Annotated in this window: 20 protein-coding genes and 2 pseudogenes; 5 read left to right on the top strand and 17 right to left on the bottom strand. The window is 23.8% G+C overall.

What is annotated here, in order from left to right:
* The first annotated feature begins 62 nt into the window (after window positions 1–62).
* Entirely contained in the window at window positions 63–1,025 is a 963-nt protein-coding gene (locus AACK91_RS09900; RefSeq protein ID WP_338963247.1) for an IS1/IS1595 family N-terminal zinc-binding domain-containing protein, read from the top strand.
* Window positions 1,026–1,081: 56 nt separating this feature from the next.
* Here AACK91_RS09900 and AACK91_RS09895 read toward each other — a convergent pair.
* The 16 genes and pseudogenes from AACK91_RS09895 to AACK91_RS09820 form a co-directional block, all read right to left on the bottom strand.
* Window positions 1,082–1,543, bottom strand: a pseudogene (locus AACK91_RS09895) (spiroplasma phage ORF1-like family protein); the annotation flags it as partial.
* On the bottom strand, window positions 1,458–1,796 hold the full coding sequence (locus tag AACK91_RS09890) for a hypothetical protein (protein WP_338964619.1): 339 nt from the start codon (window positions 1,794–1,796) through the stop codon (window positions 1,458–1,460). The gene AACK91_RS09890 and the pseudogene AACK91_RS09895, both read right to left, overlap by 86 nt.
* Window positions 1,797–1,846: 50 nt before the next feature.
* Window positions 1,847–2,107 (bottom strand): annotated as a pseudogene (locus tag AACK91_RS09885) (hypothetical protein); the annotation flags it as partial.
* Complete coding sequence (locus AACK91_RS09880) at window positions 2,100–3,113, bottom strand: hypothetical protein (protein WP_338966340.1); 1,014 nt, start codon at window positions 3,111–3,113, stop codon at window positions 2,100–2,102. The pseudogene AACK91_RS09885 and the gene AACK91_RS09880, both read right to left, overlap by 8 nt.
* The gene (locus tag AACK91_RS09875; RefSeq protein ID WP_126821076.1) at window positions 3,113–3,316 is read right to left on the bottom strand and encodes a DUF2649 family protein; all 204 of its coding nucleotides are present in this window, start codon (window positions 3,314–3,316) and stop codon (window positions 3,113–3,115) included. The genes AACK91_RS09880 and AACK91_RS09875 overlap by 1 nt, the downstream gene beginning before the upstream one ends.
* Before the next feature lie 152 nt (window positions 3,317–3,468).
* The gene (locus AACK91_RS09870) at window positions 3,469–3,909 is read right to left on the bottom strand and encodes a DUF3627 domain-containing protein (protein WP_338963574.1); all 441 of its coding nucleotides are present in this window, start codon (window positions 3,907–3,909) and stop codon (window positions 3,469–3,471) included.
* Window positions 3,910–4,038: 129 nt separating this feature from the next.
* On the bottom strand, window positions 4,039–5,001 hold the full coding sequence (locus AACK91_RS09865; protein WP_338963247.1) for an IS1/IS1595 family N-terminal zinc-binding domain-containing protein: 963 nt from the start codon (window positions 4,999–5,001) through the stop codon (window positions 4,039–4,041).
* A gap of 268 nt (window positions 5,002–5,269) precedes the next feature.
* On the bottom strand, window positions 5,270–5,521 hold the full coding sequence (locus AACK91_RS09860) for a hypothetical protein (RefSeq protein WP_126821078.1): 252 nt from the start codon (window positions 5,519–5,521) through the stop codon (window positions 5,270–5,272).
* Complete coding sequence (locus AACK91_RS09855; RefSeq protein ID WP_004027793.1) at window positions 5,521–5,670, bottom strand: hypothetical protein; 150 nt, start codon at window positions 5,668–5,670, stop codon at window positions 5,521–5,523. Before AACK91_RS09855 ends, AACK91_RS09860 begins: the two co-directional genes overlap by 1 nt.
* Before the next feature lie 291 nt (window positions 5,671–5,961).
* Window positions 5,962–6,663 carry a hypothetical protein gene (locus AACK91_RS09850; protein ID WP_338966338.1) on the bottom strand — a complete coding sequence of 234 codons (702 nt, stop codon included), beginning with the start codon at window positions 6,661–6,663 and terminating at the stop codon, window positions 5,962–5,964.
* Between the two features lie 36 nt (window positions 6,664–6,699).
* Window positions 6,700–7,212 carry a hypothetical protein gene (locus tag AACK91_RS09845; protein WP_338966335.1) on the bottom strand — a complete coding sequence of 171 codons (513 nt, stop codon included), beginning with the start codon at window positions 7,210–7,212 and terminating at the stop codon, window positions 6,700–6,702.
* Window position 7,213: 1 nt separating this feature from the next.
* Window positions 7,214–9,355, bottom strand: a complete 2,142-nt coding sequence (locus tag AACK91_RS09840) for a hypothetical protein (protein WP_338966333.1) — start codon at window positions 9,353–9,355, stop codon at window positions 7,214–7,216.
* A 29-nt stretch (window positions 9,356–9,384) separates the two neighbouring features.
* Complete coding sequence (locus tag AACK91_RS09835; protein ID WP_338966330.1) at window positions 9,385–9,741, bottom strand: hypothetical protein; 357 nt, start codon at window positions 9,739–9,741, stop codon at window positions 9,385–9,387.
* Window positions 9,699–9,902 carry a lipoprotein gene (locus AACK91_RS09830; protein WP_338966327.1) on the bottom strand — a complete coding sequence of 68 codons (204 nt, stop codon included), beginning with the start codon at window positions 9,900–9,902 and terminating at the stop codon, window positions 9,699–9,701. Before AACK91_RS09830 ends, AACK91_RS09835 begins: the two co-directional genes overlap by 43 nt.
* Before the next feature lie 16 nt (window positions 9,903–9,918).
* Window positions 9,919–10,617: a hypothetical protein gene (locus AACK91_RS09825; protein ID WP_338966324.1), complete on the bottom strand. Its 699-nt coding sequence runs from the start codon at window positions 10,615–10,617 to the stop codon at window positions 9,919–9,921.
* A 288-nt stretch (window positions 10,618–10,905) separates the two neighbouring features.
* Window positions 10,906–11,889: an IS30 family transposase gene (locus AACK91_RS09820; RefSeq protein ID WP_338966321.1), complete on the bottom strand. Its 984-nt coding sequence runs from the start codon at window positions 11,887–11,889 to the stop codon at window positions 10,906–10,908.
* Window positions 11,890–12,063: 174 nt separating this feature from the next.
* On the opposite strand from AACK91_RS09820, the gene AACK91_RS09815 reads away from it, so the two are divergent.
* The 4 genes from AACK91_RS09815 to AACK91_RS09800 all read left to right on the top strand — a co-directional run bounded on the left by AACK91_RS09815 (window position 12,064) and on the right by AACK91_RS09800 (window position 16,053).
* Window positions 12,064–13,026, top strand: a complete 963-nt coding sequence (locus AACK91_RS09815) for an IS1/IS1595 family N-terminal zinc-binding domain-containing protein (RefSeq protein WP_338963247.1) — start codon at window positions 12,064–12,066, stop codon at window positions 13,024–13,026.
* 557 nt (window positions 13,027–13,583) lie between these two features.
* Window positions 13,584–13,760 (top strand): hypothetical protein, encoded by a 177-nt coding sequence (locus AACK91_RS09810; RefSeq protein WP_338966318.1) that lies wholly within the window; start codon window positions 13,584–13,586, stop codon window positions 13,758–13,760.
* Window positions 13,753–14,778: a PBSX family phage terminase large subunit gene (locus AACK91_RS09805; protein ID WP_338966316.1), complete on the top strand. Its 1,026-nt coding sequence runs from the start codon at window positions 13,753–13,755 to the stop codon at window positions 14,776–14,778. The genes AACK91_RS09810 and AACK91_RS09805 overlap by 8 nt, the downstream gene beginning before the upstream one ends.
* 312 nt (window positions 14,779–15,090) lie before the next feature.
* Window positions 15,091–16,053: an IS1/IS1595 family N-terminal zinc-binding domain-containing protein gene (locus AACK91_RS09800; protein WP_338963247.1), complete on the top strand. Its 963-nt coding sequence runs from the start codon at window positions 15,091–15,093 to the stop codon at window positions 16,051–16,053.
* Between the two features lie 202 nt (window positions 16,054–16,255).
* On the opposite strand, the gene AACK91_RS09795 is transcribed toward AACK91_RS09800, so the two are convergent.
* On the bottom strand, window positions 16,256–17,578 hold the full coding sequence (locus AACK91_RS09795) for an Mbov_0401 family ICE element transposase-like protein (protein WP_338966314.1): 1,323 nt from the start codon (window positions 17,576–17,578) through the stop codon (window positions 16,256–16,258).
* Window positions 17,579–17,653 lie beyond the last annotated feature (75 nt).

The raw sequence follows: 17,653 nt of genomic DNA, 5'->3' as shown, positions 1-17,653 counted from the left end.
CTCTTGATATTTATAAAATATACCTAAAATTAGGTATATTTTTAATATATAGAGGTAAATAAATGATGAAAAAAATAATTACAGAATTAATAAATAGCTTAACAGATGATCAATTTTTAGAATTTTATGAAAAAATAAAACAACAAGCAGACTTAATTAAAAAACAAAAACGTTTAAATGAAATTGATCAAAAATTTAGAGATAAAGGCATTATATGTCCTAATTGCAAATCTTTTCATTGTGTTAAAAATGGTCATAATTCCGAAGGAAAACAAAAATATTTATGTAAAAAATGTCGTGCTAGTTTTGATGCATTTCGTCATCATTTTACTTATTGAAGTCATTTAAATTATGAACAGTGAAATTTATTAATTCAAATTTCATTGTTAGGACAATCTAGTAAAATAATTTCTCGTTTTATTAAAACAACCCCAAAAACCGCTTGATATAATCGACAAAAATTAATGCAATCAAAACAATTAGAAAATACACAGTTAAAATTTAAAAAATTAAATGGTCAAATCCAAATGGATGAAACATTTATTAAAGAAATTCATAAAGGCAATTTTAAAGATAAATTTGATAAACGAAAAACTCATCTCGATCCATTTTCAACTGATACCAAATGCTGTATTCAAATGGCAGTTGATAGCAATAATAATATTTTTGTTCAATCCACCAATACCAAAAGATTACAAAAACAATGGATTATTGAAAATATGAATAAGCAACTAATTAAAGAAAAATCAATAATTATTTCTGATATGCAACCACTATATTTATTAGTAGCAAAACAAACAAATTCTACTCTATATTCCACCAAAACTAGTACAAACCCTGATACTAGTTATCAAAAGTTAAATAAGATTAGTAAATTACAATCCAGTCTTAAAGAAGCCTTAATTCATTATCATGGTTTGGGTTTCACTAATATTCAAAATTATTTAAAGCTCTGAAAATGAAAATACCAACACAAAGGTTTAACACCAAACCAACAATCAACGGTATTATATTTTAACGTTTAAAAAATTTAAAGCAAAATCATAATCTTACACAAAATTAGTTTTCAAATTGTCATATTGATGATTTTTTTTATTTCATCAAGAGTTTTCGACAAAATTAAAGATTCTTTTAAAAATTGTTTTTTATCAACATAATAGAATTTATCAATATTATATTGTTTAGCATAAGTATCTCAATTTTTATATAAATCCATAAACTCATCACTAGGCTTATCAAATGAAATTCCCGTTGAATAACTATCCTTTAAAAAGTCTAAATATCATTTATCATTATAAGTTAATGTTTGTGATGTTTTTAGAGTTGGATTAATAAAGTAATTTGTTTCAGACCAGTTTTCAAAAAAACTACTGCGTAAAAACATTGTATTAATAAAATCAGTTTCATTCATTCCCATTGTTTGTTAATTAACAGTATAATTCTGCTGATTTAAGTGTTTAAATGCTGTTAAAGTAATAAATGGAATAATTAAACCTAAAATACCTAAAATAGATATGGCAAATAAAGATAATGATTTTTTCATATTTATAATTCAACCCCCAACTATACAATGTTTTTGAAACAATAAACCCAACAATATATAAACTTGATATTGTTAACATTAATGGATGACTAAACAAAATTGCCATTTTACCAAACAAAGAAAGTAAAAAAGTATCTGAGTTATATAAATCCATAATGATATTTTTTGCTGATGTTAATTGATTTATAATCACCGTAATAAAACTAGTACCAAAAATAGCAATTGCAGCAACTAATAAAACTAATCTAATCATTAATCTGTTTCCTTTCACCGACCATTTTTATTAGCCTTATGTGCTTTTTTAACACCACGTACTGTTGAAGCATACAATTTTGATGTATTGTTTTTAACAGTTGAACCTAATTCATTATATTGTGTTCTTGTTCCGTGGATAGCATAAATTGATAACTTAACAACCATAAAAAAGATAATAAAATAAGCAATAGTTGTATTTGTCATTGGTAATTTAGTATTTCAAATTACATCAAAAATAAACAAAAATACATCAAAAATCAAACTAAAAATCTTATCTCAATTATTACTTTCTGATAATAAATTAATCATCTTTATCACTTCCTTTTTCTTTTTTAGGTTTTAAATTTTTTTTCAAAATATCAATATCAAACAATGCTAAACGCTCTTTAACACTTAATTTAGTAATTTCTGACCAATAATATTCTTTATAATTAACTATTTCATCATTTTTTAAATCACGAACAAACTTTAATCATTTACTATCATATTTCTGTGCAAATTCTAATGGAATAATTATTTTAAAAAACCGAATTCCTAACCCAACATCCGACTTATGTTTTGCTCGTTTACCTTCGGCTGTTCGTTCTACTGATTTTGTTTTTCAAATTTCATAATCTGTAATATCTTGAAAAATACCAATTCGCATAATAAAGAAAAGATTAAAAAAATTAAATCCTTTTTTAGCAATAGGTTTTTTCAATGAAATTGGAATAATAATACCACTTGCTAATTGTCGAATATTATTTCAAATCATACCCTCACGCTGAGCAGTAAATAAAGCACGATTACCAAAATGTCTTGCTAATACAATTCACGGAATTTTACCACTACGAACTTTTTTCTCATCGTGGGGACTAGTTCCATCAATATATAAATAACTTTCATCAAATAAAATAACACTATCATCTGGGGGAACTGGTTTTGTTCTATCTGTAAAATCTAAATTTTTAAATGTTAAAACTTTAACTTTCTCATCTTCTAACGGATAATTACTATAAATTTTATCTGTTAATAATTTCATAGTTTGTGATAAATAAGTTAAAAGTAAAGTTTTTCCGGTTCCTAATTTACCAATAATAACTGATAACGGATTATCTCAAACAAAACTTACTAACCGAAAAGCATTTAACTGATAAAATATGTTTTTTCAAACTCATCATACAAAATAAACACATTGCAAAGCAAATAATAATCAAAATACTAAACCAGTATAATTTAATGAAATTATTCAAAATAACAAATCAATTAAACTAAACAAAATCATTGAACTACTAATATAACAATAATTTTTTAAGAAAAATACAAACTTTTTCATTATTTAAAATACCCAACTATTTTAAAAATCATTCATAACAAAAACCAAGTTAAAAATAAAATAACAATTCAAACACCAACCATCAAAGTTAAATATTCATTCTGTGTCAAAGTCCAAGTTGTAATACTTTCAACATTTGTTTTATTTATAAACAAAAAGACATGAATAAAAAACTCTTTTAATTTTTCTCAATCATTTTGCATTTTTAAAAACTCCACATTTTTTGAATAAGTTTAAAAAACATCCCAAAAAATAAAACGATAAATAATACAAACGATATAACATATAAAAATTCAGGGGCATTTGAACCAAAAATATAACTAACAAATTGAACTCAATAGTCATATAAACTCATTTAATTTAAACTTTCTAAATCATTAATTAATTCTTGCTCTTTTTCAACACTTCAATTTGTTAAATTATTATTGTTATTATTTACTTTTACTTTTTTAGGTTCATTTGAAAATAATGCTTTGTGCATACGATTAAAATAATTTTGTTTATATTGATTATACAAATTAATTAATTCTGTTCCAGTTAAATACTTTCAAATATGACGTTTTAAATTTTCATCATATTTTACAATAGGATAAGAATTATCATAAATCAAACCAATTGCTACTTGTTCTGAATGTTTTTCACTCGGATAAATAAATTTATTACTTAATCAAAAACCAATATGGCGATTATGATTAGGTAAATTTATAAATGAAGCTTTATCAGTCTGAAAAACTATGAATTCTTTACGAATAAAATAATTCTCTATATTTTGATTTTTCTTAACAAAATTACTCAATTTTATCAACTCCTTAATAAACATTTTTTCTTTAATTTTGTCGAAAACTCTTGATGAAATAAAAAAAATCATCAATATGACAATTTGAAAACTAATTTTGTGTAAGATTATGATTTTGCTTTAAATTTTTTAAACGTTAAAATATAATACCGTTGATTGTTGGTTTGGTGTTAAACCTTTGTGTTGGTATTTTCATTTTCAGAGCTTTAAATAATTTTGAATATTAGTGAAACCCAAACCATGATAATGAATTAAGGCTTCTTTAAGACTGGATTGTAATTTACTAATCTTATTTAACTTTTGATAACTAGTATCAGGGTTTGTACTAGTTTTGGTGGAATATAGAGTAGAATTTGTTTGTTTTGCTACTAATAAATATAGTGGTTGCATATCAGAAATAATTATTGATTTTTCTTTAATTAGTTGCTTATTCATATTTTCAATAATCCATTGTTTTTGTAATCTTTTGGTATTGGTGGATTGAACAAAAATATTATTATTGCTATCAACTGCCATTTGAATACAGCATTTGGTATCAGTTGAAAATGGATCGAGATGAGTTTTTCGTTTATCAAATTTATCTTTAAAATTGCCTTTATGAATTTCTTTAATAAATGTTTCATCCATTTGGATTTGACCATTTAATTTTTTAAATTTTAACTGTGTATTTTCTAATTGTTTTGATTGCATTAATTTTTGTCGATTATATCAAGCGGTTTTTGGGGTTGTTTTAATAAAACGAGAAATTATTTTACTAGATTGTCCTAACAATGAAATTTGAATTAATAAATTTCACTGTTCATAATTTAAATGACTTCAATAAGTAAAATGATGACGAAATGCATCAAAACTAGCACGACATTTTTTACATAAATATTTTTGTTTTCCTTCGGAATTATGACCATTTTTAACACAATGAAAAGATTTGCAATTAGGACATATAATGCCTTTATCTCTAAATTTTTGATCAATTTCATTTAAACGTTTTTGTTTTTTAATTAAGTCTGCTTGTTGTTTTATTTTTTCATAAAATTCTAAAAATTGATCATCTGTTAAGCTATTTATTAATTCTGTAATTATTTTTTTCATCATTTATTTACCTCCATATATTAAAAATATACCTAATTTTAGGTATATTTTATAAATATCAAGAGTTTTCGACAAAATTAAAGCATTTTTTTTAATTAACAATGTTATAAATAATGTTAAAATATTGTTTATCTATTGTTTAATAAACATTGTTAAATATAAAAATAATAAAAATTGGCACACTGAAAAATACTATTAAGTTTTAAAATAATAGTTATACAAAATAAATTAATAAAAAATAAATAAACTAGTGTGCCTTAGTTTCTTATTACTAAAATCCTTTGACCATAACACGGAAAAAGTTTAATATTTTAACAATAACAAAAATACCAAATGGAATTAAAATAATTCACGCATCACCTAAAAAAGTCATTAATTGTGGTAATACAGCATAAATTGCTTCTTTAACTTTCATCATCGCTTGCCCTAATCCACTTCAAATAGAACCCATTCCATCTGAAATAGTAGGTGGCGTATCTGCTGCTAAAAAATTAATTGCTGTTGTTAAATACATCCCTAACATTATTTTTTATCCTCCTTGTTTTCAATTTCTTTTTTATCTTTTTTCTTACCTCGAATTTGGCGAATTTTCTGATAAATTGATAAACCAATTCACGCAAAAATACCTAATATAATAACAACACTAAATATTGTCGTTAATCAAACTGGCATAATATATCTCCTTTCAATAAATTAAAAAATTGAAATTTGCAAACTCGCTCCGCTCGTTGTCGCTTTGCTCCACTTAAAAAACATTATTGAATAAATTATCCGCTAATAAATTACGCGGAATAATTTATTCTTTTACTTTTTAATTTCAATATCTTTTACAATCTTATTGACAGTATTAATAACAATATCTTTACCATACTTTTTCACTAATGACCGCAAAATTAAATATTGCTTTGTTTGCATAATTTCAACCTCCTATAATTAACTTAAAAAAGTTAACTAAATTAATAGTTAACTTTTTATGATTTGGCATTTACAATTTACAACCAAATAAGTTAACCGCGACTCTAAGATAAAATGGATATAACGTTTTACTAAATTAATTGCCTGTGTTTTAAGAGTTGGATCAACAGCATTATTAAAAATAAAACGATTATATAATTGCCCTAATAATGATTTTTGAAATGAATAGGCATTAAAATTAAACCGATATAACTGTGAAAATTCTCCTGTTAAAACATTATTATCAGTAATATTAATTGCATTATAATCTAATAAAACATTTTCAAATGGTACTCAACGCCCACTCTTGGCAATTTGTAAGCGGTTTCCTTCAATTTTAAACTGATATTTTTCTCCTTTTAAGCCAGTTCCTAAATCAAACGGTTTTAAAAAATCATTTGAACCACCAATGGTCAAGGTTCCATAATTCTTTTCAAAAAAACCAGTTCCAATTCCAGCATAATCAACATCAAAAGCAAACCATGGCGTAATTGTTTGTTGATTATTTGCTTCATAATTAGTTGAAATATAATTATAATTAATATTTAATGTTCCATACCCCATTGTTTTGTTTGCTTTTTGTAAGCGGTCAAAAGAAGTTCAACAAACAGTGGAAAAAAGTGCAGTTAAAACAATTAAAATCACAAAAATAAAAACTTGTGTCTTATTTTTAAAAGTATTTAAAATTCCTTGTTTTAACAATAATCACATTTTTCTGACCTCTTTCGTTAAAAATAATAATGCTTTTTAATTTTCCTTAGTAGTTAAATATTGATAAGTTTTAGAAAAACGAAAAATAATTGTAAAAAAAATTTTATTCCGATAAATTAAAACATGTTTGTTTACAATAATTTTTTTATTTTTAGTTTGATCAAAATAACTACCAAAAAAATAAAGACGGTCATTTTTTCAAAAGATTGTAAAGTAGATTGAACAACTACTTAAATAAACAATTCATAATATTGCTAAAATCAAAGTACTTATTCCAAAATAAGCGATATTTAATAATGTTGATTCATTAGAAATATCACTATTACCAAAAATAATTGGCTGAAAAATTGCTAAGAGGGATAAAATTACTAAAATCAATAATATTAATGTTGTTCCAACATTAACTCCAAAAAAGATTCATGAAATTACTCGCTCTTTACGAAGAAAACTTTGAAAATAACCATAAATTAAATATATCATTCCAATAAATCAAATTGCAACCGATAAATAAATAAAAATTTCAAGAATAACTAAATAAAACGGAACCATCTTAACCCCATAAATATGTCGTTACAACTTTATTAATAATGTTTTCAAATGTTTTAACAACCATTACTTCATCAATATTATTCCGTGTTAAAAAACGATACAAGAATGAATTTGAAATTTTAATATCACTTTCTGCTGTTAACCCATTGTAATTAAAATCAAACTTAGTACGACTCGTTGGTTTACTTAATTTAACATTACTATTAACATATGACATCATTGTTGTATAATTTAATAATAAGTTTAGTTTTTTTAAGTACATAATTTTATTATTCATATTAATTCCATAAGCAATTGCATCTAATCGTGTTGAGGGATTAAAAGCAGCTTTATTATTATTGTTTGGATCAGGATTAGCAATCGAAGGATAAGCAAACATTGTATCACCAGCAATATAAATTAAACCAGTATGTTCATCATAATCAGCTGATCAGTATGCTGTTTTTGTTCATCCATTTAAAAGATAACGCATATAATGTGGGGCATTTTCTTTTAATAAAGCTAATTGAATGTAAGAACTTACTCCTGGTTCAGAACGAATTAAATTAAAGGTATTATCAGCATCTAATGAATACTGGCCAGTAATATATCCTTTTTCATTACGTTGTTTTACTAAGTTCATAAACTTAATATTTTGTTCATTATAAATATCTAAAAAATAAATATGTAAAATATCAACTTCATATGTTGCTGGGTCTTTATAATCAATGTCACGTTCTCAATCACAAGCCGCTAACTTAATATATTTTCGGTTAGGATCATATTTTTGAATTAATGCTAAATATTTTCCAATTGCTGAACAAGGTAATTCATCAATATAAAGATATGGTGTAACAGTTTGCGTTCATTTCTGTTTACCTGTTTTAATATGGTTTAACAATTGTTGTAAAAACCATTCATTATTTCTAACCCCATCTTCAACATACATGTTCATACTAATTTGCATATAGTCTTGTTTATCTTCATCTCAAACATTATTAGTTTTATAAGTTTTATTTCAAGCTGCTTGTCATCCACTTAGAAGTGCTTTTGTATAACCTACTTCGGCCATTTTGTTCATATAATGATCTCATGCTTTTCAATCTTCATCGGCGATGTACAACCCCTTTTGCTGATTATAACGTCATAGCAAAAAGGTCTGAACTTTATTTCCATCTAATCAATTATTATGTCATTCGGTATTTTTTCGCTCATTTAGTGAAATTGAACTTTGAAAATAATCCATCCCCAACACATTATGTAAATATTTGTGCTCTGGTTCTCAATAATGTTCTCAATTATAATCAATGTATTCAATATTATCATATTTGTTTTTAATACTATTTGGAACTTGATAATTGTTATAGTAAGCAGCACTTCAACCAAAAAAGGAATAAATATTAAAATCAGATTTCTTTTGCTCTGCTGGTAATAGTAAATCATTAACTTTAACTTGAATTTCATTTTCACTTAAAATAACATTAGTTTGTTTTGTGCCGGGAACATCCCCCGTTAACTGAACCTTAACCGGATAATTTCCTGGATTAGCCACAATTTTATCTTTGAAACTCATAATTTTAATTCATAAAACATAGACTTTATTTTTATAAGCAGTTTTTTCAACTGAATTTGTAGTAATTGCATCAGGAACTAATAATTTTTCATTAATTCCGTATGGATTTGGGATTTTTTGATTTGTTAACGAATATGATGCATAAATAAAACGATTAAAACCAATCTGGACGGTCAGATTATTTTTTTCTAATGCACCAGCATTAGTAACGGTTGCTGTTAAATTAGTAATATCATAGTTATTTGTTTTTACAATTAATTGTGTATTAATAAAGTCTTGTTTTCATAATTGTAAATTAACATTCGGATTAATACAATTATTATAGTTTTCTAAATTACCATAAAATTGTGCATCTTTTAAATCGTTGCTTACCTCATTTGGTTGGTACAAAGCATAATTATCATGTTGGCTCCCAAAAAAGGTATGAGCATAAGGTGTTTTATCTTTGCTTTGGATTTGTGTTGTTGGTTCACAACCATCCAATCATACACTTCGCATAAAACTATCTTTTTTCGCAAATAAAACAATTGTCACTACAGCAGTAAAAATCGTTAAGACTAAAATTAATGACATTGAAATTTTTTTAAACATTTATAAAACCCTTTCATATTTTTGATCAATTAATATAAGAAATAAATTTGTTTTCAAGCTCCACTTTGCGTCGAACTGATTCCATTCGTAACTTCACCTGAACGAACATAACTATCAATTTTAGTAATAATTCACATTGGTTGTTCTAAATTACCAACATTAGTTCATTCAATATGATATTTATGACTAACTGGTTTTAAATTATCTGATAATCCTAACCCGCTATAGGCGATGTTTTCTTGTTTATTATCAATACTATAAAACTGTTTTGGATTGTAATGATCATCATAAAATTGATCATTAACATTAATTTGATTAGTACGACTTTCAGTATATAGCTTTGTTACTGAACTATCACCCACACCATTGTTTGTGGTGCTATTCATTCTAAATTGTTTCTTATTTCTTGGTTAGTAGTATTTATTTTATGTTTTTCTTTTTGTTCTTTTAATTCATCCTCGCTATATTGTTTATTACAAGCAACTAAACTGGTTGTACTTGTTCCAATTAAGGTTATTGTTGATAAAAGACTTAATATTTTTTTCATTTATTTTAAATCTTAACTATTTTTCAATATCTAAAAAAACAGTTGCTTCACCAGTATAAATTGTTGAGTCACTTGAAAATACTGTAATCCTTTTTTCATTATTATTGTATAAATCATCAATAATATTTTTAATTCCTATCTTAGTTATATCTAATTGAGGATTTTTATCTTTTAAAAAATCTTTAATTTGTTGTTCGGTTAGTAATCCTTTTTCATTATTAATTTTAACTGTTCCTAAAATAGGATTTGAAATAATTTTAGATAATTCATTTATTTTATTTAAATTGTTATTTTCTAAATCTATAATTTTTATTCTATAAACATGAATAGTGTTATTTAAATCTTTTCAATTAAACCTAACAAAATTATCAGTACTACTAAAATCAATAACTGATATTGGTTTAAAGCTTAGTAATTTGATCGATATAGCATTATTATTATTATTATTTACAAAGTAAATATTTTTATCATTTATATAATATTTATTATTTCTATTATCAAAACCCAAAAATCTAATATAACTTTCATTAACTCCATATATTTTTTCAATAATTGATTTACGTTTACCATTTTCTATAATTCAATAGAAAACACTAACACCACTATCAGTTTCTGTATTATGTTCTTGTTTTTGATAAGGACTAGCGGCAATTGTGGTTGGTATAGTAGTTCCACTAATTGTTAATACACTTAATAAACTAAGTAACTTTTTCATACTTGTTTTTCTCCTTTTCTTAATCTTGAAACTTTTCATCAAGATCTACCTGCATTATATATATATATATATATATATATATATATATATATATATATAAGCAAAATTATTAATTATTCGTATTATGTAAATCTAAGCTCCAAATTTATCTCTTGTTATTTTAATAATAACAATTTTTAAAAGAAGTGCAACTATTTTTTTAAAAAAATAAATTATTTTTAAATTTACCCTATTTTTGGCATATTTAAACACACTGAAAAATAATTTATTAAATTACTTCAAATAAACTTATCTAAAATTCTCTAAAAATACTTCTTTTGAAGTTCTTCAATTAAGAACGGGCCTTAATTTTTCATTTATAATATCGACTACTAAATCTATTTCTTGTTGCGTAACAAGATTAAAATCTGTCCCCCTACCATATCGTTTTCTAAATTCACGGTTTAGTCTTTCAATTAATGTTTTTTGATTAGGCGAAGCAGGGTCACAAAAATAAACATTAGAACCAGTAATCTTTTCCATTTCTTCAAACTTACTAAATTCTTTTCCTCTATCAGTTATTATTCCTTTAATTTTTCCAACTAAACCATTAATTCTAACTATATGTTTAAGTTTTTCTAAAACTTCATTAGCAGTATGTTCTTCTAATTTCATAGCAAAGTATTTTTTACTTGATTTCTCTGTCAAAACTAAACAACTAGATTGATGTTCTTTTCCAACTACGGTATCCATTTCAAATCAACCAACATCTGTTTCTTTATTTTCAATATCTCATATTGATTTAAATCTTTCATCTAATTTCCCACGATTATCAGGTCTTTTCTTTGTTCTATTTCTTCTACCACCATTTAATAAATTTTTCTTTAACAAACCCAAAAGACCTAAAAAAATTCATTTATAAAATGTTTTAAGACAGGCAGGAAATTTGATACCAAATTTTATTAAAAATCGCTGAATAATTTCTGCTGGTGAATCACCCAAAATATTAAATCGTAAATTTAAAAATTCTTGTTGTTCTTCTGTAAATGTAGGTATTTTTTTAATACACTTTTGTCGTTTTTTATAATAATCATCATGTGCCTCACGGGCATTATAATCTTCTATATTTGTAAATCTATTAATTTCTCTTTTAACAGTATTAATATCTCTTCCTGTTTGTCTTGATATTTCAGATAAATTAAGTGTGCCATTTTTCTTTTTGCAACTATCAGATAAAAATAAATCCTTAAAAAATCTTCGTTCATCATATTTTACATGTGTATAATCTTTCATTACTCTATATTTCCTCCAATTCTTTTATAAAAATAGTTATACATTAAATTTATAAAAAAGATAAATTTTCACATTTTTTTAAATTAAAATTATTCTTTAATTTTGTCGAAAACTCTTGATATTTATAAAATATACCTAAAATTAGGTATATTTTTAATATATAGAGGTAAATAAATGATGAAAAAAATAATTACAGAATTAATAAATAGCTTAACAGATGATCAATTTTTAGAATTTTATGAAAAAATAAAACAACAAGCAGACTTAATTAAAAAACAAAAACGTTTAAATGAAATTGATCAAAAATTTAGAGATAAAGGCATTATATGTCCTAATTGCAAATCTTTTCATTGTGTTAAAAATGGTCATAATTCCGAAGGAAAACAAAAATATTTATGTAAAAAATGTCGTGCTAGTTTTGATGCATTTCGTCATCATTTTACTTATTGAAGTCATTTAAATTATGAACAGTGAAATTTATTAATTCAAATTTCATTGTTAGGACAATCTAGTAAAATAATTTCTCGTTTTATTAAAACAACCCCAAAAACCGCTTGATATAATCGACAAAAATTAATGCAATCAAAACAATTAGAAAATACACAGTTAAAATTTAAAAAATTAAATGGTCAAATCCAAATGGATGAAACATTTATTAAAGAAATTCATAAAGGCAATTTTAAAGATAAATTTGATAAACGAAAAACTCATCTCGATCCATTTTCAACTGATACCAAATGCTGTATTCAAATGGCGGTTGATAGCAATAATAATATTTTTGTTCAATCCACCAATACCAAAAGATTACAAAAACAATGGATTATTGAAAATATGAATAAGCAACTAATTAAAGAAAAATCAATAATTATTTCTGATATGCAACCACTATATTTATTAGTAGCAAAACAAACAAATTCTACTCTATATTCCACCAAAACTAGTACAAACCCTGATACTAGTTATCAAAAGTTAAATAAGATTAGTAAATTACAATCCAGTCTTAAAGAAGCCTTAATTCATTATCATGGTTTGGGTTTCACTAATATTCAAAATTATTTAAAGCTCTGAAAATGAAAATACCAACACAAAGGTTTAACACCAAACCAACAATCAACGGTATTATATTTTAACGTTTAAAAAATTTAAAGCAAAATCATAATCTTACACAAAATTAGTTTTCAAATTGTCATATTGATGATTTTTTTTATTTCATCAAGAGTTTTCGACAAAATTAAAGAAATTATTGACAAATATATTATTAATTATATAATTATATTGTAACAAGCTCCAATTTATCTCTATATGCTTGTATACTAAAATAAAAAGTAAAGTAATTTACTTTTTTTTATTTTGATGTAAAATATAAATAATAAAAAGAACCGCGATGGTTCTTTCATAGTTTTTATTTACTCTTTTATTTAATCATATTCATTAAATAATAGCAATTTTAATATGCAAAAAGGAGTAAAAAATGAAAGAATTTAATCCAAATAAAGCAAGTTTGGCAACTTTTTATCGTAAAATAGAGCAATTTTGAGAAAATAAATCACCCAATAAACCATATACTTTGAATGATTTAACCAATGAATTCAATCTTTCTAACAGATGAAAGCACGAAACTTACAAGAGCGAAAAGATAAGTTCCTTTACTTGAAAAACAAGTTGATAGAATTGAAAGTGAAATAATTAACTTTATGATGAAATCACATGATGGTGCTAAATTATATTGACAACGAGCATTTAATTATAAATATTCACTGCAAGAAAAACAGTTAGAACAAGAATTAAACTTAAATAATCAACAACCAATAATTGTTAATTTACAAACGGATATTAGAGATATTAAAAAAGAAAGTGATAATAATGCTTAATCATTTTACTTATTTGTTAGAAACTCCTTATTGATTATTACAAAATAGTAGTATTGGTAATAAATATCCCTTTGCTAAAAAATATGAATTAGTTAATGAAATTAATCAAATTGGAACACGATATAGTGGTAAGACTATTTCAAATATTAAAATGTTTTGTGAATTATTAAAAATTAGTTTATTAATTAAAGAACCAATTTGTATCATTGCTAGTATGTATTGAAGTAAGGATTTAAAAGATAGTGTATTTCAAAATATCTGAAATATGTTAGATGAAAATCATATTCCTTATACTATTAACTTATCAAATTTTACTTTTACTTTATCAAATGGTAGCAAAATATATTGTAAAGGTTTACATTCACCAAGCCGGAAAGAAAAATTAAAAGCTTTTGCTGATTTGAATAAATATAAATTAGTAATTGATTGAAGAGAAGAATGTGACCAATTTCAACAAAAAGATTTAAGTGATTTAGAATTTGCTATTCGTGGGTATCAAAATAAAATAACAATTAATACATGTAACCCTGAAAGTTTAAAAAGATATATTGTTGGTTATTGTAATGAATTAATGCCTTTTAATGAAGAAATAATGCGTAGTAAATATGAACAAATTAATTATATCGAAAAATGAAATATGAAAATTATTATTCATTATTCTAGTTGAAGACTTAATTATGAATTACCACAAAATAAAGTTAATGAACAATTAAGATTAGAACAATTAGATATTGAAAGAGCAAGAGTATGGAGTTGAGGATTGCCTGGTAATACTAGTGGTTCAATTTTTGCAAGATATATTGATATTATGCAAGCAACAGATATTATTCAACCAACTAAATTATTAGGTGGTGTTGACTTAGCAAACTCTACTAGCCCCAAAGGGCATACAACAGCAGCGAGTTTTTGAATATATAATTCATTTGATAAAAAAGCCTATAAAGTAGCAGAATATGCACACTCAAATGCTACGCAACAATTTAAAGGACCATTAGAACAAGTTAAAGATATTTTATAGTTTTACAACAATCAATTAAACCAATACTTTAATTTAATACAACAAGGAATATCAATTAATGTTGATGATAGTGCTTATGCAACATTAGAAAGTTTAAACCGAGAGAAATATAATTATACTGGTAGTATACATTATTTTGAGGTTTTTAATAAAATTAAGTAATTAGAAACAAATTAAGTTTCGCTTATAATTAAATGATAACAAAATTTATAAAAAATTCAACTTTTTAAAACTTTAATTTTGTCGAAAACTCTTGATATTTATAAAATATACCTAAAATTAGGTATATTTTTAATATATAGAGGTAAATAAATGATGAAAAAAATAATTACAGAATTAATAAATAGCTTAACAGATGATCAATTTTTAGAATTTTATGAAAAAATAAAACAACAAGCAGACTTAATTAAAAAACAAAAACGTTTAAATGAAATTGATCAAAAATTTAGAGATAAAGGCATTATATGTCCTAATTGCAAATCTTTTCATTGTGTTAAAAATGGTCATAATTCCGAAGGAAAACAAAAATATTTATGTAAAAAATGTCGTGCTAGTTTTGATGCATTTCGTCATCATTTTACTTATTGAAGTCATTTAAATTATGAACAGTGAAATTTATTAATTCAAATTTCATTGTTAGGACAATCTAGTAAAATAATTTCTCGTTTTATTAAAACAACCCCAAAAACCGCTTGATATAATCGACAAAAATTAATGCAATCAAAACAATTAGAAAATACACAGTTAAAATTTAAAAAATTAAATGGTCAAATCCAAATGGATGAAACATTTATTAAAGAAATTCATAAAGGCAATTTTAAAGATAAATTTGATAAACGAAAAACTCATCTCGATCCATTTTCAACTGATACCAAATGCTGTATTCAAATGGCAGTTGATAGCAATAATAATATTTTTGTTCAATCCACCAATACCAAAAGATTACAAAAACAATGGATTATTGAAAATATGAATAAGCAACTAATTAAAGAAAAATCAATAATTATTTCTGATATGCAACCACTATATTTATTAGTAGCAAAACAAACAAATTCTACTCTATATTCCACCAAAACTAGTACAAACCCTGATACTAGTTATCAAAAGTTAAATAAGATTAGTAAATTACAATCCAGTCTTAAAGAAGCCTTAATTCATTATCATGGTTTGGGTTTCACTAATATTCAAAATTATTTAAAGCTCTGAAAATGAAAATACCAACACAAAGGTTTAACACCAAACCAACAATCAACGGTATTATATTTTAACGTTTAAAAAATTTAAAGCAAAATCATAATCTTACACAAAATTAGTTTTCAAATTGTCATATTGATGATTTTTTTTATTTCATCAAGAGTTTTCGACAAAATTAAAGTTTTAAAAACATAATTTTTATTTGAATAAATAATTTATGAATTTTGACACACTAAAAAATACTTTTTAAAGTTATTACTAATTTTAAAAGGTTTTTTATTTTTTATAAAGATAAAAATTGCTTTTTAGATTGATTTAAATTAAATATATTAAATTCAATTTTTTCTTTATTTTTATTAGTTTTATTAATTTTTTCTTCATTTGTTTTACTATTAAGTCTTAACATTGAAGCAATTAACATATTGATAAATGTTTCTTTACAATATATTTTAGCGCCACGTCCCTTAACTGCCTTAATGTAGTGTGATATATCACCTTCCATGTGACAACCAATATTATATTCTAATGCTTGATTTTCAATTCCTTCTTTATTATTTTTAATTAATTCAATAGTTTCTAATAAAAATTTCTTTTTATTATCAATAACATAGGGTAAATGACACATTAAAAAATCTAATAATGCTTCATAATTTCCAGTAAAAAAATATATTTTTGATAATTTATATTTTAATCTATGAATTCGGTTTTTCTTACGATTTGGGAATAATTCTTTAAATCTTTTTACTAAATGAAATTTATCTAAACTATATGATACAGTATTATTTTTATATTTTGATTTTACTGCTTTGTAAATTTTTTTAATTTGTTTTTCACCATCACTTAATATTAATATTTTAGTATCTTCATTAATATCATAAGTATCCATTGATTTAAAAATTTTATCAATAAAATTATCAATATTAGATTTATCATTTTTATTCTTATCATTTTTATTCATCATTTGAAAAACGCCTTTTTTCTTTTTCATTTTTATTCTGGTTTTTGTTGACTTTTCTTCATCAACACCAACATGCATAGTAGCAAGAAATATTTTATTTTCAACTCTTTTTTTATTTTCTCTCATAGGTTCAAAAGCACCATCAATTTGAATATATAAAACATTATTTGGGATTTTAATTTTATTGTTATTTTTATTACTAATGTAATCGGTTTCTTCTAAATCGGCATTTTTAAAAATATTAGATATTGTTCTTTCACTAATGTTAGCATTTTCTGTTGTATGCAAAATATCTTTATATCTTTTCCCATCGCCCATAAAAGACATATATTTATCTTTTAAATTTTTTTCAATTCTTTCGTATTTTTTTAACCCTAATTCTTCATCTAAAGGATAACGATTTATATATTTTTTATTTTCTTCATCATATTTAACATATCTTCGTCTTTTTACAGTGTTATCCCCATATTCTGTTTTAAATGTTTTTGGTATTTTTGATACAACCTTATATCCTTGTAATATTTTTCCTTGTTGATATAATTTAAATATCTCATTATCTCTTTCAATTAAGAAATTATTAATTTCATTTTTTGTTTGTATTTTTTTATTTTCTTTATAATTTCCTAATAAATTTTGTTTTAATTCCATTTTATAATTTCCTTTCGTAATTAAACAATTTTTTAAATTATTATATTTAATACTTCAAATAATTTTATCAAAAAA

The sequence above is a fragment of the Spiroplasma endosymbiont of Sarcophaga carnaria genome, assembly GCF_964019595.1.
Taxonomy (GTDB): Bacteria; Bacillota_I; Bacilli_A; order Mycoplasmatales; family Mycoplasmataceae; genus Spiroplasma; species Spiroplasma poulsonii.
The sequence above is the reverse complement of the archived record's forward strand: the minus strand, read 5'-3'. Positions and strand labels throughout refer to the sequence as shown.